The sequence below is a fragment of the Alicyclobacillus acidocaldarius subsp. acidocaldarius Tc-4-1 genome, assembly GCF_000219875.1.
GTDB classification, from domain to species: Bacteria; Bacillota; Bacilli; order Alicyclobacillales; family Alicyclobacillaceae; genus Alicyclobacillus; species Alicyclobacillus acidocaldarius_A.
The window spans coordinates 237,633-250,986 of record NC_017167.1 but is presented as its reverse complement, the minus strand read 5'-3'; the positions used below and the strand labels follow the sequence as shown (position 1 = coordinate 250,986).

General features: G+C 64.0%; 15 protein-coding genes. 3 read left to right on the top strand and 12 right to left on the bottom strand.

All coding sequences use genetic code 11. The features are described 5' to 3' along the window. Positions 1 to 487: 487 nt before the first annotated feature. A complete protein-coding gene (locus tag TC41_RS01180) occupies positions 488 to 1,363 on the top strand; it encodes a hypothetical protein (protein ID WP_014463152.1) in 876 nt (291 codons plus the stop codon). 188 nt (positions 1,364 to 1,551) lie between these two features. On the opposite strand, the gene ftsH is transcribed toward TC41_RS01180, so the two are convergent. The 6 genes from ftsH to spoIIE form a co-directional block, all read right to left on the bottom strand. Next, positions 1,552 to 3,360, bottom strand: a complete 1,809-nt coding sequence (gene ftsH / locus TC41_RS01175) for an ATP-dependent zinc metalloprotease FtsH (RefSeq protein WP_014463151.1) — start codon at positions 3,358 to 3,360, stop codon at positions 1,552 to 1,554. 90 nt (positions 3,361 to 3,450) lie between these two features. After that, positions 3,451 to 3,993 carry a hypoxanthine phosphoribosyltransferase gene (gene hpt / locus TC41_RS01170; protein ID WP_014463150.1) on the bottom strand — a complete coding sequence of 181 codons (543 nt, stop codon included), beginning with the start codon at positions 3,991 to 3,993 and terminating at the stop codon, positions 3,451 to 3,453. 43 nt (positions 3,994 to 4,036) lie between these two features. After that, on the bottom strand, positions 4,037 to 5,434 hold the full coding sequence (tilS, locus tag TC41_RS01165) for a tRNA lysidine(34) synthetase TilS (RefSeq protein ID WP_237699993.1): 1,398 nt from the start codon (positions 5,432 to 5,434) through the stop codon (positions 4,037 to 4,039). A gap of 148 nt (positions 5,435 to 5,582) precedes the next feature. After that, complete coding sequence (locus TC41_RS01160) at positions 5,583 to 6,488, bottom strand: protein kinase domain-containing protein (RefSeq protein WP_014463148.1); 906 nt, start codon at positions 6,486 to 6,488, stop codon at positions 5,583 to 5,585. Beyond that, the gene (locus TC41_RS01155; RefSeq protein WP_014463147.1) at positions 6,485 to 7,204 is read right to left on the bottom strand and encodes a vWA domain-containing protein; all 720 of its coding nucleotides are present in this window, start codon (positions 7,202 to 7,204) and stop codon (positions 6,485 to 6,487) included. Before TC41_RS01155 ends, TC41_RS01160 begins: the two co-directional genes overlap by 4 nt. Before the next feature lie 96 nt (positions 7,205 to 7,300). After that, positions 7,301 to 9,766, bottom strand: a complete 2,466-nt coding sequence (gene spoIIE / locus TC41_RS01150; protein WP_014463146.1) for a stage II sporulation protein E — start codon at positions 9,764 to 9,766, stop codon at positions 7,301 to 7,303. Between the two features lie 138 nt (positions 9,767 to 9,904). Here spoIIE and TC41_RS01145 point away from each other — a divergent pair, with 138 nt between their 5' ends. After that, the gene (locus TC41_RS01145) at positions 9,905 to 10,360 is read left to right on the top strand and encodes a ComE operon protein 2 (protein WP_067850158.1); all 456 of its coding nucleotides are present in this window, start codon (positions 9,905 to 9,907) and stop codon (positions 10,358 to 10,360) included. A 144-nt stretch (positions 10,361 to 10,504) separates the two neighbouring features. Beyond that, on the top strand, positions 10,505 to 10,627 hold the full coding sequence (gene cmpA / locus TC41_RS16100; protein ID WP_014463144.1) for a cortex morphogenetic protein CmpA: 123 nt from the start codon (positions 10,505 to 10,507) through the stop codon (positions 10,625 to 10,627). Between the two features lie 78 nt (positions 10,628 to 10,705). On the opposite strand, the gene TC41_RS01140 is transcribed toward cmpA, so the two are convergent. The 6 genes from TC41_RS01140 to TC41_RS01115 form a co-directional block, all read right to left on the bottom strand. Beyond that, positions 10,706 to 10,906 carry a hypothetical protein gene (locus TC41_RS01140; protein WP_014463143.1) on the bottom strand — a complete coding sequence of 67 codons (201 nt, stop codon included), beginning with the start codon at positions 10,904 to 10,906 and terminating at the stop codon, positions 10,706 to 10,708. A 162-nt stretch (positions 10,907 to 11,068) separates the two neighbouring features. Continuing rightward, positions 11,069 to 11,470, bottom strand: coding sequence for a S1 domain-containing RNA-binding protein (locus tag TC41_RS01135; RefSeq protein ID WP_014463142.1), 402 nt, complete (start codon positions 11,468 to 11,470; stop codon positions 11,069 to 11,071). A 147-nt stretch (positions 11,471 to 11,617) separates the two neighbouring features. Beyond that, on the bottom strand, positions 11,618 to 11,965 hold the full coding sequence (locus tag TC41_RS01130; RefSeq protein ID WP_041694856.1) for an FtsB family cell division protein: 348 nt from the start codon (positions 11,963 to 11,965) through the stop codon (positions 11,618 to 11,620). A 131-nt stretch (positions 11,966 to 12,096) separates the two neighbouring features. Further along, the gene (gene yabQ, locus TC41_RS01125) at positions 12,097 to 12,621 is read right to left on the bottom strand and encodes a spore cortex biosynthesis protein YabQ (protein WP_014463140.1); all 525 of its coding nucleotides are present in this window, start codon (positions 12,619 to 12,621) and stop codon (positions 12,097 to 12,099) included. Next, positions 12,618 to 12,878 (bottom strand): YabP/YqfC family sporulation protein, encoded by a 261-nt coding sequence (locus tag TC41_RS01120; RefSeq protein WP_014463139.1) that lies wholly within the window; start codon positions 12,876 to 12,878, stop codon positions 12,618 to 12,620. Before TC41_RS01120 ends, yabQ begins: the two co-directional genes overlap by 4 nt. A 170-nt stretch (positions 12,879 to 13,048) precedes the next feature. Next, positions 13,049 to 13,351, bottom strand: a complete 303-nt coding sequence (locus tag TC41_RS01115) for an RNA-binding S4 domain-containing protein (RefSeq protein ID WP_014463138.1) — start codon at positions 13,349 to 13,351, stop codon at positions 13,049 to 13,051. Between the last annotated feature and the right edge of the window lie 3 nt (positions 13,352 to 13,354).

The window sequence follows — 13,354 nt, the reverse complement described above, 5'->3', positions numbered from 1 at the left end:
AGGGGACGGCCGGACCAGGGAAGTGCTATCGGAATGCTAGCACGACATGGGCCTGAAGACTCATGTTCGAATTGTGCGTCTCGGGTATAAGCGATATGTACATCCATTTCAAGACCTGCGGTGAAACGTCAAGTGGGTGACCAGTCGAACGAATTTTCGGGCCGTGAGAACCAATCCACAGGAGGAACCAGAACTGCCCCGGACTCTACGCTTAAGGTCATCGTCTCTGGGGATACCCCAGCGACTCAATCCCTGAGCTTGGCGCGTGCGTTCATGGAGAACTGGGTCTAAACCATTTCATACGGGGAGGACATTCTCATGAAAAGTCAGCGCTTTCTCCGCCTTAGTCGTACTGCTCAAATTGCACTGGCTGGTATGTCCGTCACTTGCGCATTCACTTCGACGGTCGTCCATGGCGCGGTGACTCCACTTGACTCAACCCCAACATATGAGTGGCACATCACTGGCATCGGGATGTGACGAACGCATGACACGGTCATCCAGACTCGTCACCTTCACCTCACTTGTCGCTTTGGTAACAGGGCTGGCCACGGGTTGCGGGCACCCGAGCGGCCCGACGGATCGATGGACCATCTTCAACAAGTGGCTGTATTCTGTGGTCACAGGCCCCAGCCAGACCATCACGATTCAGGCGAATATCACAAACCCTTACCGAAAAGAACGGCTTCCGCTGCAAGGTGCAGATCTGCACGCAAATGCGCTCCACCCCGTCGCACCAGTACACATCCAGACACCAGTACACATCCAGACGAGCGAGAGTCAAGTCGTATTCCAATATGCACTCCTCTGGAGCGCACGCGTTGCCGGCACCTATCGAGGCGATCCAATCGGCGTCACCGTTCGTCTTGCGACGGGAAACCGGTCCTTTGTTCTCGGTAAAGCGTATACCCGCGTCGTCAAGCACCCCGTCGATTGGCTCGCGCTCCCCTACTTATCTGGCGGAGAAGCAGGACAGCCCGACTATCTGACGGGGCCGCACGATTTTGGCTTTCGATTTGCAAATCATTCGGACGTCCCGGTGCGCTTCATGGGTCTAGAAACAGCCGGAGGGTTTCAATTCTCAAGGGTTGGTTATGTAATGAACAGCAAGGACGTTCCAGGTGGCTATCCAAAGGATGCGAGACCGCTCACAAGCGCCGGCGTCGTGATTCCGCCGCACGCTACCTGCAACGTGTATGCGGAGTTCAAACAACCCAGTGGGTACTTCAATGAGCTCATCCAGGTAGCGGCCGTACTGGAGAAAGACGGCGTTCGCGGCGAGGAAATTGTCGGACCGGGGATGTACACGCTGAACTACTCCATAATGCAGATCCTTCCCCGTATTATCCCCCGCTCAACGTGAAAAGTTGAGTGCAAGGCGGCGGCATGCGGACCGACTGGCAGGCCACCTGCCCGACCGACCGCAACGTGCTCTTTGTCGGCCGTCAAGCTCCGCGCCATGTTGACGCGTAGAGCTGCCTCAAAAAGAATAGCGGGATGCCGCCACACCGCTGGCGCATCCCGCTCTCCATTTTCGCCTTAGGCCCCTGTTCACCGATACCGCTCGAGGATCTCCTTCACTTCCTCGCCGTCGAGCGTCTCCTTCTCCAGGAGGCGCTCCGCCAGCGCATCGAGCGCCATGCGCTTCTCCGTCAGGATGCGCCGCGTGCGCTCGTGGCACGTCTCGACAATTTCCCGCATCTCCTGGTCGATCTCGTACGCCACCTGATCGCTGTAGTTCGGCTCGCCCTGGAGATCTCGCCCCAGGAAGATGGCCCCTCCCGCGCGGCTGCCGTACTGCAGCGGGCCGAGCCTGTCGCTCATGCCGTACTCCGTGATCATCTGCCGGGCGATGTTCGTGACCCGCTCGAGGTCGTTCGACGCGCCGGTCGAGATCTCGCCGAAGACAATCTCCTCCGCGACGCGCCCGCCGAGCGTCATGCAGATTTCATCGAGCATCTGCTGCTTCGTGATAAAGTACCGGTCCTCGTTCGGCAGGCTCAGCGTGTAGCCGCCGGCCATGCCGCGCGGGACGATGGTGACCTTGTGCACCGTGCGATCCGGCTGGATGAAGTAGCCCACCACCGCGTGGCCCGCCTCGTGATAAGCGACGAGCCTGCGCTCCTTCTCGCTCATCACGCGGCTGCGCTTCTCCGGCCCCGCCATGACGCGATCGATAGCCTCGTCGATATCCGCGTTGGTGATTTCCTTCTGCTTCTTGCGGGCCGCAAGCAGCGCCGCCTCGTTCAACACGTTCTCGAGATCTGCGCCGGTGAAGCCCGGCGTCCGCTTCGCGATGATCTCGAGGTTCACATCGGGCGCGAGCGGCTTGTTCCGCGCGTGCACGCGCAGGATCTCCTCGCGCCCTTTCACGTCCGGTCGATTGACGACAATCTGCCGGTCAAACCGGCCCGGGCGCAACAGTGCGGGATCCAGGATGTCGGGGCGGTTGGTGGCGGCGATGATGACAATGCCCTCGTTCGAAGAGAAGCCGTCCATCTCCACGAGCAGCTGGTTCAGCGTCTGCTCGCGCTCGTCGTGTCCGCCGCCGAGCCCCGCGCCGCGGTGCCGCCCCACGGCGTCGATCTCGTCGATAAAGATGATGCAGGGCGAGTTTTTCTTCGCCTGATCGAACAAATCGCGCACGCGCGAAGCACCCACGCCGACGAACATCTCGACGAAGTCCGAACCGCTGATGCTGAAGAACGGCACGCCGGCTTCGCCCGCCACCGCGCGCGCGAGGAGCGTCTTACCGGTGCCGGGTGGGCCTACCAGCAGCACGCCCTTCGGGATGCGCGCGCCGAGCGCGGTGAAGCGCTTCGGATCTTTCAGAAATTCGACAATCTCCTCAAGCTCTGCCTTCTCCTCATCCGCCCCTGCGACGTCCGCGAACGTGACCTTTCGCTTGTCTTCCGTGTACATCCGGGCCCGGCTCTTGCCGAAGTTCATGACCCGGTTGCCGCCGCCCTGGGCCTGGTTGAACAGGATGAACATTAAGATGAAGAGGAAGGCAAACGGAACCACCTGCTCGAGGAGCGAGAGCCATACGCTTCCGCGGGGCTGCGGAATGACGTTGAACGACAGGTTGTGGCTCTGCAAGAAGGGCTCGAGGTTGTTGTCGTACAGAGCCCGAGTCTCAAACTTTTCCCCGTTTTTGAGGGTCCCGTCGATGGTCGCGGTGAGGCCGTCGGGCGTGACCTGCAGCGTGCCCGTGACCTGGTTGTGCTCGACATATTGAATGAACTGGCTATATGGAATCGGCCCGCGAACCTGCTCAGGGCCGGTGAGGTATCTCAGTACGCCGATCAGCACGAACAGGATCAGCACGTACAGGACAACGCTCCGGTAAAAACGGTTCATGCCTTACCTCCTCTCGGTTACGGCGCGACTATTGTACCATACCGGGATAGGCGTTCCTAGCAAGAAAGACGCCCGCCAGGGAGACGCGCGTCAACCTGTCGCATAGATGTCAGACTTGAGGATGCCCACGTATGGCAGGTTGCGGTACCGCTCCGCGTAGTCGAGGCCGTAGCCGACGATGAACGCGTCCGGCACCGTGAAGCCGAAGTAGTCCGGCTGGATGTCGACCTTTCGCCCGCTCGGTTTGTCGAACAGGGAGACAATCTTTACGCTCGCCGCCTGGCGCCGAATCATCGTGTCGCGCAGGTACGCGAGCGTGAGGCCCGTGTCCACGATGTCCTCCACAATGATGACGTCGCGCCCCTCGACCGGGCGCTCGAGATCGTACAAAATGCGGACCGCACCGGACGACTTGGTCGACTGGCCGTAGCTTGAAATCGCCATGAAGTCGATCTCGACCGGAACGTCGATCCGCTTGACGAGATCGCCCATGAACAGCGCCGCGCCCTTGAGGATGCAGATGAGAAGAGGCGTTTTGTCTGCGTAGTCTCGGCTCAGCGTCGCTCCCATCTCGGCCACTTTGGCCTGCAAAGTTTCCTCATCGAACAGGATACGCTCCAGATCAGGATGCATGAGTGCCTCCCCATGTCCGCTGTGAAATGTTTACCCACTGCCTCTACCGCTCGCCAAGCGCGCGCAGGCACGCCGCAGGCGGTCGCGCCCGAATGACAAACGCGGGTCCGCCGCGCCAAAGGTGCGCGCCGGATCGCATAATGCCGGGGATCCAGACGATGTCGCCGTCCACCCGAAGGAGCGGCCAGCGCGCACGCCACTCCCGCGGCAGCTTGGCGTCCGTGAAGACGTCCTGCAGTTTCTTGGTTCCGTGCCCGCCGAAGAGCGGCACCCGCTCCCTCGTCGGCACCCCGGTGACGATTTCGGCGCGGGACACGTCGGCAGGCAACAGGAGCCACCAGGGCGACGGCATGCGGGCGGACGCCGGATGCGCCACGCGCAGCCGCCGAAACCGCCAGCACGCCTCGCCTTCCCCGAGGCGGACCTCCGCCGCCGCAAGGAGTTCCCACGCTACCTTGGCCTCCACCGCGGGACGAGCGATGGGCAGGTGACCTATGTACAGGTTATCGTAGGATCTGACGCACCGCACATCCACCGCGAGATGGACTTCGCCCGACGGGGGCCCCGAGAGGGCCAGGCGGCGAACCGCCTCGACGTGAGCCAACGTCCACTCGCGCGCGGAGAAACAATTCAATAGTATGTGAATCACCCTGCGTTGTAAAGAAACGTGAAGTTCGCCAAGGCGGCTGGCAGAAAAGGCGATTCGGCCGTCGGCGCCGCGCGCCGCAACGCGTCGCACAGCCTCGCGCGCCATCTCGCGCATGAACGCGTCCTCCGCCCACAAGAGCTCGAGCGCCTGCAGAACCTTCTCTTCCGCGCGCGGTTCGACGGCGCGCAGCGCCGGGATCACCACCTGACGGACGCGGTTGCGAAAAAACCGGGGGTCTTCGTTCGTCTCATCCTCCACGTGCGGCACCCCATGCAGAGCCGCGTACCGCTCAATCTCGCGCTTCTCCACCGCGAGGAGCGGCCTCAGCACCCGCACGCCGTTCATCTCCGCCTCCGTGCGCATGGCGCCAAGCCCCCCCGGGCCCGCGCCCCGCAACAGGCGCATGACGAACGTCTCCAGCTCGTCCTGCGCGTGATGCGCCACGAGGATGACACCGCCTTTCGCCCGCGCGCGTTCGGCGAGCGCCTCATACCGCGCGCGCCGAGCCGCCGCCTCCACCCCTTCTCCGCGCGCATCCTCGACCGTCACGCGGACAATTTCGCACGCAATGCCGCGATCTCGGCAATATCGCTCGACGAAGGCGGCGTCGGCATCCGCCGCTTCGCGCAGACCGTGGTGCACGTGGACCACGGAAAAACCGCCCAGGGCGCGCGGCGCCTCCTCTGCGGCGCGCTGACACAGATGCAGGAGCACCATCGAGTCCACGCCGCCGGATACGCCTAACACCGCGTGGGCGGTCTCGAGCCGATGCTGTTGGAAGAAGGAAATCACGTGCGTGAGAAGATGGCGCGCTCGTCCCAAAGGATGTTCCCGCCGTTTCCGATGTCGGCCGCCCGGATCGCCTCGTCCGGCGCGCGGGCGTGCCCTGTCTGCCTTCATTGTAGCAAAGCGAAGCCGCCGGTCGAAGCCGTGCAAGGGGTCAGAAAATCCGGAGATAGAGTGCCCAGGCGCAGGCCGTGGTGAGCACGGCGCACGCGATGCTCGCCCACATGAACGCGGCCGTCCAGTCGTGCCCGCCCCCTTGTTTCACTTTCTCCTTCACGCGCACCTCCGCGACGGCGGCGCGAAGCGCCTCGGCGTCCCGAATCTCCCGGCGCAGCACGCGATGCCACACGGGTCGCCACGCGCCGTCCACCTGATCCGCCACCGCGCGCAGGAGCCATTCCCTCCGCTTCTCCGGCGGCAGATGGTACAAGTTCGCGGGCGACGGCACCTCGAGCGATACGGCCATGAGCGCCAAGGCGATGACGTCGTACGCCGCGCTCGCGCGCCTGTCGCATAGCCCGAAGAAGGCGCCGTCGGTTGTCGGCGTGAACTGGCGGACGGCTTTGCCAAACGGCGTCACGCCGCCGGGATCGACGAAGCGCACCTCACCACTGGCCTCCTGGACAAGCACGTTCTGCGGCTTGACGTCGCAGAACGCGTGGCCGGTGGCGTGCAGCTTGGCGAGCCCTTCGACGATGCGGATCATGACTTGCTTGCGCATGGCGGGCGCAAGCGCCGGCCAGACCTTGTCGAGCGGCTTGCCGGAAATGCGCTCCATGACGTAAAAGAAGCGGGCGCCGGCGCGATTGGAGTCGTCGATCTGCTGCGGCGCGGGAAACGGCGATCCCGGCCCTCGCACGAGGTTCAAGAGCGACCACTCAAACGCCACCTGGCCCGCTGTCTCGCACACTTTCATAGCGCCTTGAAGGCCGTCGTCCCGCTCCACCGCGTAGACCACCCCGTTCGCGCCCGTGCCGAGCACGCCGCGGATCCGCCAGCGCCGGTTCGTCCACTTGCCCTCCACCCACGTGCCGGGCGCGAGCGGGCGGGAATGGGTCATCCGAACTCACGCCGCGGCGCGTCCTCGTCGACGTTGCGCGCGTAGGAGAGGAGAAGATCGGCGGCGTGATCGATGGCCGGGCCGGTCGGCGTGCCGCCCCGTGCCACGAGCTCCGCCTCGAGCGCCGCGACGTTCACCTCGGAGGAGAAGGGCTGCACGAGCCGCGTCGCCTCCTCGCCCTTGCCCGGGAACGCGATGACGCTCACCGCCAGGGGGCCGGATCGCACTTTGAGCGACAAGGCGAGATCGCGCACCGCCTCGCGCACGGTCGGGATTTTGTCGCGCATGCTCGCGCTCGTGTCGAGGCAGACGACGAGATGCAGCGCCACCTCGTCCTCGAGCCTTTCCACCACCTGCATGACGCGGGCGCGATCGGCGGGCGGCAAATCCTCCGCCGACTTGCCCATGACGGCGAGGAGCTCCTGGTTAACCACCTGCTGAAGCGTCATCTGCATGGTCTGGTGCGTCATCATCTGCGCCGTCGCCGAGATGTCTGCAGGCTGCACGATGCGGCACATGCCCCCGCCCGCGTCCGCGATGGAGTGCGCCTCTTGATAGCCCTGCTCGCCCGCGTCGCCGCGCCCCACGATGCCGATGACGTTGACGACGATGCCGTGCCGGTGCGCCCTGCGCGCGGCTTCGACGGGATCGGGCCCGATGTTGGAACAGCCGTCGGTGATGACGAGGATCTGCCGGATGGTCGCTTCCCTGGACAAAACAATCCACCTCCGCGAAACTTGCTAGTCGCCAGTATCGCCGAGGTGGAACCGTTTCATTCCCAAAAGCTTGATAGAGTCCGTTGCAGGCTGCGCTCAAGCCATGCGGCGCTTGCGCTCGGCGGACCGGAGACTCGGCACGTTCGGCAGCCGGATGGCCGCCCACTGCTCCTGATACCTCTCGATCACGGCCGCCACCGCGGTCATGTCGTCGCGCACCTTGCCGTGCGAAGCCTCGACGGCCATCTCCACGAGCTCGTCCACGAGGGTCTGCGGATCTGTCGAGCGGATCTGGGCGAGCGCCGCCTGCACCCAGTCGTCCGCCTCCGCGCCTTCCGGTGCCGCGTCGTAGATGCCGTCCGAGACGAGGATGAGCACGTCGCCCGGCAGGAGCTGGACTTCGATGGTCTGCACCTCAATCTCCTCGAGGATGCCGATGGGCACGCTATTCCCGATGACCTTGATGACCTCCTGCCCTCGCTTGATGTAGCTCGGCGCAGAGCCAACCTTCAGAAACTCGCACTTGGCGTGGAACAGGTCGATCACGGCCATGTCCAGGGTGGTGAACATTTCCTCGCGCGATCTGAGCACGAGCGCGGAGTTGATGGTCCGCACGGCGAGCTTTTCGTCGAATCCGGCCTTCATGAGCCGCTTCAGGAGGTCGATGGCCGACTTCGACTCCTGCTTCGCGCGCTCGCCATTGCCCATGCCGTCGGAAATGGCGAGGGCGTAGCGGCCGTTGCCGAGATCGACCGCGGTATGCGTGTCGCCCGAGACGGGGCGGCCGTCCTTCGCGATGGCCATGGCCGCGGCATGCACCTGATACTGGCGCGCCGAGGCGAAGGTCGCCGTGCAGGGCCCGCCGTGCGGCGGCACGGTGAGCTTGGCGACCGTGATGTGCTCGCCGAGGATGCCCGACAGAAGGGGCGCAATCATGCGCGCGGACGTCTCGTGCGCGCTCTCGGACGGCTGCACCACCTCAATTTCCACGCGGCCCGGCTCGAGGCTTACGATGCGGACGTCATCCACGTAGAGCCCGAGTTCCTCAAGCGCGCTCACAATCTTCTCGCGATCCGACAGGAGTGTCTTCTGCTCCATCTCGAGTTCCTTCGCGATGGCCCGGACGACATCCGCCACCCCCGCCAGCTGATGCGCCACGAGCTTTCGCTCTTCCATCATCTTTTTCAGCCACTTGTAGTCCCGGTGCGTGAGATCGAGGTTGTAGCGCAGCGTGCTCATCATGGGATCGAGGCGAATGCAGCGATCCCTGAGTTCCGGCGTGGGCGCGGCGCGGCGGCCGTTCGCGGACTCAATCTGCGCGAGCGTGTGCTTCATGGCGTTGTAGGTCTGGATCATCTCGCGCCCCCAGCAGAGGGTCTGGCGCGGGCAGAGCGAGCAGACGCTGTCGCGGGTCTTCTGGATGGTCTGCGTGACGAGATCGCGCATCAAGAGGTAGTCGTTGCCGCTGACGTCGGAGAAGGTGTCGGCGAGCTCCTCGAAGATCTGGCTGACCTCGTGGATTTTCTCGGTCATGAGCGCGTGCACCCGCTCAGCGCGCGTGCGCTCGTCGGCGGAATGTTCAGGCGTCCCGGGCACGAAGGAGCGAAGCTCGGCAAAGAGACTCCGGGGCGTCAGGAGGTACAGCACCGACGCGGCGCCGGCGGCGGACATCTGCACGAGGAGGGGCGCATAGGCGTGCGCGTAGGCGAGCGTGAGCACGCCGACGCCGGCCACGAACGTGGCGGCCACGGCAAACCGGTTGGCGTCGCGCATCAGGCCGCAGATGAGCGCGATGAAGCCGAGCACCCCCACCTCCATGAGCGACGCCTGGTGGCTCAAGAGCGACAGCATGCTGATGGCGACGGCGCCGGCCACGGCGGGTCCAATCCCGGTAGCGGAGAGCACGAGCACCATCCAGTCGATGGCCAAGAGCGCGAGCGGAACGCCGTGGATGGCGAGCCCGTCGAAGCCCATGATGACGGAGGCGATGAGGATGACGACGCTCATCACCTGCTCGTAGCGCAGCGTGCGCGTGAGCTCCTGCCCGAGGAAGAGGTGAATGCACTGCAGGAAGATGAGCGCTAAGATGGTGACCAGGGCGCCCTGGCTGAAGGCGAGCAGCGCCTCGGCGAACGTGAGGCTTGTCCCGAACGTGGCGAGGTGAACGGCGAAGCCCACGGCGCCGGCGAGAATAGGCGCCCAGATGATGTCCGCCGTCTTGCGGCGGAAGATAATCCGGTGCACGAGTTTGTACAGCACGATGGCTGCGGCGAGTTCCAGTCCTCTGTCCACGCCCGCGGTGAACGCGCCGAGGATGCCGGCGTATGCGGGCCACGCGCGGCGCTCGCCCGCCAGCGCCATCACGACTGCGTAATAGGCGAGGGCAAACGGCGCCACGGCGTGATCGATGGAGGCGCGGCCGAGGAGGAACGCGAGCGCGCCGATGAGCAGGGCGCGGCGCCACGCCCGAAGGGTCCAGCGAGAAGCAGGTTTGGAGCGCGCCGCCCGATTCGGCTCAGCAAGATGAGGTTTCGGCCCGCTCCGTGTTCGCTTTCCGACCATACATCCGTCCCCTTTCATCCATGTGTATGGCCATTATAGGGCAGGTAAAACTGCAGATTTTGTCAAACGGCGTCTGCGGCAGCGGGAAAATTTTCGAGAATTCTGGACATCGTTCGGCACGGGGAGGGCGTGATCGACATGGAGATGAAGCGAGAGCGGATGGACTGGCACAGCTTCTTTGCGTCGCAGGCGCGGGTGATGGCGGCGAGATCCACCTGCACGAGGCTGCAGGTGGGGTGCGTGTTGGTGCGTGACAAGCGGATCATCGCCAGCGGATACAACGGCAGCATCCACGGGGACGAGCACTGCGTGGACGTGGGCTGCAAAGTGGTGGACGGCCACTGCGTGCGGGCGATTCACGCGGAGCAGAACGCGTTGCTGCAGTGCGCGCGCTTTGGCATCGCGGCGGAAGGCGCGGATCTGTATGTCACGCACACGCCCTGCCTGACGTGCACAAAGAGCCTCATTCAGGCCGGGATCCGGCGCGTATTTTACGAGTTCGAGTATCGGCCGGACCCGTACGCGATGGAACTGCTGTCGAAGGCGGGCGTGGTTGTCGAACAGGTGCGAAGCCGGTTGGATCTTCTGGTATAGGGCGGTGCCAGGCGCGGCGTGAGGTCGGTCGCCCTCGCGCGCTTCGAGCCGAAGGCGAGCCTTCAAAGCGCGAGATTGCTGGGCGCCATTTCTGTCCCCGCCGCGTACACTACAAACAACTGGCGACGAGCGAGGTGATGTGGAATGCCGGAATGGCTTCGGAGTCAACTCAGGAGAGCGTTCCTCAATCGCGATCGCAAGGCCATCGTGATGCTGAATGAAGCGTATTACCGATATCGGAAATCGGACGCGAAAGCGGAGCCGTGAGCGGGCCGTCCAAACGGTTGAGCTGGCCTTCCGCCGCGCCCCGTGCGCCTAGGCGCGGCGCCAGATCCGAAGCGCACCTTAGCCCGGGAACCCGGCGATCCGCCCATGGAATTTGCCCAGAATGCGGTCCAGCACCTCCTGCGTGATGGGGCCGAGCTGGGCCTTGTACATATCGAGCGAGATGTGGCAGCCGTCGCGATCGTTCTCGTTGTCGAAGGCGAGAAAGACGCGCGTGCCGTCGTGAAGCTCGTATTCGAGGTAGTAGGTATCGGCCTGCACGAAACTTCTCCTCTCAGGCGCTTGGCGCGCGGCAGGAATGTGAGGGAAAGCGACACATTTTATGACGCGAAAACACCGGGCCCTTCGCAGAACCCGGTGCTTTTTTCACGATTTTCTCGCGAAGTGCGCCGCGCTGAAAGCAGGTGCCACCGCGGCTCGACGTCAGCCGCGACGACCGCCGCGGCCGCCGCGCTTGGCCTCGCTCCGCCGGAGCTGCGCAAGGCGCTCTTCGCTGTCTTTGAGAAATCGATTCATGATCTGTTCGAATCCCTGGCGCCGGTCCTGGCGCTGACCCCCTCGCGATCCTCCGCGATGCGCGCGGCCAGACAATTCGTTGGCCTGGCGAATGGACAGGGCGATTTTCCCATCTCCGCTGACGCTCAGCACCTTGACGGTGACCTCGTCGTTGACCTTCAGGTAATCGTTGACGTCGCGGACATAGTCGTCCGAGATCTCGGAGATGTGCACCAAACCCGTCTCGCCTTCGGGCAACGTGACAAACGCGCCAAATCGCGTGATTCCCGTCACTTTGCCCGTCACTTTGCTCCCGACCTCAATGGCCATAAAGTTGCTTGTTCCTCCCTGTCCGATTGGACCAAAAGAATCCGATGAACGGCTTGCCTGACAAACGGCGTGAAGCCCCGGCGGCCACCTCCGCTCATCCGTAGGATATCCGCCTTGCGCCCTTTCGACTCACGTACGTCCGCGACGTCAGTGGGACTTGGACGGCGACTGCAAATCGAACGGCACTGTGTTGGGCATCACGAGGTTCTGATGCTCCGTCGCGTACTTTTCAATGTACGCCGGATTGTTCAATTGTTGCTTCTCCGTCTGCAATGAGCGCTGCTCGGCCTGGAGCGAGGTCAGCTGCTTCTCCAGTTTGGCGTTCTCCGCCGCGAGCTGGCGCAATTGGGGACGTTCCGCATGCCAGAAGTAAAAGAACGCCCACGCGCAAATGGCCAGCGCAGCCACGTAACGGATGCGCACGGGGAAGTTCCGTCGCTGCCGTTGAGGCTCTCGCCTGACGCTTGGCAACGGGCGCGACTCGACTGCTCGCATGGCGAAACGCTCCTCTGTGAGATTTACCGCCTGGCACGCCGACATACCGGCAAAGGCGCGTCAGCGAGCCGATCCGCGGCTTTGGATCAACCAATTCGACGCGCGCTGCCAGAAATCCTCTTGCCAGGCGGCTAGTTTTTTCGCCATCCGGCGTCTCGGCGAACGTAGCGGCGAACCGGGAACGTGACGACGGCGAAGGCGATGGCGACGATGCGGCACGCAGCGTTCTCCACCATCAGCCCCACTCGGTACAAGACCGTCGCGACGGCCACCACCAGCCGAGCCGCCATCCGGAGTGGCCAGACCACGAAGATCTCCAACGTGCGGCGCACCATTCGCACGATGAAGCGGATGACGGCCACAACGGCGAACGCCCCGCGGACGACGCGCCGCCTGAGGGTCAGGCGATACAGGCCGTAGCCCACCACGAGCAGCACGAGCGTCCAGATGCGAAATTCGCCGCCAATGGTCCGAAACGTGAGCAGATACACGCCCACGGCCGCCGACAGCCAAAAGGCGAGATCGCACACCGGCCGCAGGCGCCGCAGCCAGCGGAAACCGCCCGAGATGGTGTTGTACCAGTCGAACACCGCGCCCATGGCCGCTCCCGAAGCGAGCATCCACAGCACATAGGCCACGTTCTGCCCCGCGTTCATGGCCGAAGCCGCCCCCACCGCGGCGCTCGGCGATGATCTCCGTAAAGGAGCGCGCCAATCTCGCCCTCAATGCGAATGATCCCCGTCTGCCGATCGAACGCCTTAATGGCGAGCGATTTCCCCTGGACGCTTAGCTCGCCCGCGCGCGTCGCGATGACGAAGGCCTCCGCATCGAACCGCTCGAGGCGCTCGACCCCGGTCACCTCGATCTCCCGCCTGCCGAAGATGTGCACATCGTGTCCCTCGGCCGGATCCATGCCGACACCTCCAACCACCCTGTCGCTCCGAGTGTATGACCGAGGGTGGACATGTAGACCGAGGGAGCGCACAACCCCGTCTGGGCGCCGAACGCCGGCCCGAACAAGTGCAAGCCGCGCCCTCGCCCATAGCAAAAGACCGGCCTTCACGGGCCGGTCCCGAACCGGGCTTATGGAGTTTCCTCTTCATCGTCGACAAACGCTTCGTCGACGTCGCCCGCGCGCGGTTCCACGCGGACCATGTCGTAAAGAGAAGCCGCCTCGTCCCGCCGCGGATTCTCCGCGAGGCGCCGGACGACGACCGTCACGGTCTTGTTGCCGTATTGGATGACAATCTCGTCCCCCACGGCCACATCCGTCGCCGCTTTGCCGGGGCGGCCGTTCACCAACACGCGCCCGGCATCGCAGATTTTCTTGGCCAGGGTGCGCCGTTTGATCAAGCGGGACACCTTGAGAAACTTATCGAGTCGCAAGGT

What these genes read in the sequence shown, in the direction of transcription:
- TC41_RS01180 (WP_014463152.1), top strand. Translation starts at nt 488, where the DNA reads ATGACACGGTCATCCAGACTCGTCACCTTCACCTCACTTGTCGCTTTG.
- ftsH (WP_014463151.1), bottom strand. Translation starts at nt 3,360, where the DNA reads ATGAACCGTTTTTACCGGAGCGTTGTCCTGTACGTGCTGATCCTGTTC.
- hpt (WP_014463150.1), bottom strand. Translation starts at nt 3,993, where the DNA reads ATGCATCCTGATCTGGAGCGTATCCTGTTCGATGAGGAAACTTTGCAG.
- TC41_RS01160 (WP_014463148.1), bottom strand. Translation starts at nt 6,488, where the DNA reads ATGACCCATTCCCGCCCGCTCGCGCCCGGCACGTGGGTGGAGGGCAAG.
- spoIIE (WP_014463146.1), bottom strand. Translation starts at nt 9,766, where the DNA reads ATGGTCGGAAAGCGAACACGGAGCGGGCCGAAACCTCATCTTGCTGAG.
- TC41_RS01145 (WP_067850158.1), top strand. Translation starts at nt 9,905, where the DNA reads ATGGAGATGAAGCGAGAGCGGATGGACTGGCACAGCTTCTTTGCGTCG.
- cmpA (WP_014463144.1), top strand. Translation starts at nt 10,505, where the DNA reads ATGCCGGAATGGCTTCGGAGTCAACTCAGGAGAGCGTTCCTCAATCGC.
- TC41_RS01135 (WP_014463142.1), bottom strand. Translation starts at nt 11,470, where the DNA reads ATGGCCATTGAGGTCGGGAGCAAAGTGACGGGCAAAGTGACGGGAATC.
- TC41_RS01130 (WP_041694856.1), bottom strand. Translation starts at nt 11,965, where the DNA reads ATGCGAGCAGTCGAGTCGCGCCCGTTGCCAAGCGTCAGGCGAGAGCCT.
- yabQ (WP_014463140.1), bottom strand. Translation starts at nt 12,621, where the DNA reads ATGAACGCGGGGCAGAACGTGGCCTATGTGCTGTGGATGCTCGCTTCG.
- TC41_RS01120 (WP_014463139.1), bottom strand. Translation starts at nt 12,878, where the DNA reads ATGGATCCGGCCGAGGGACACGATGTGCACATCTTCGGCAGGCGGGAG.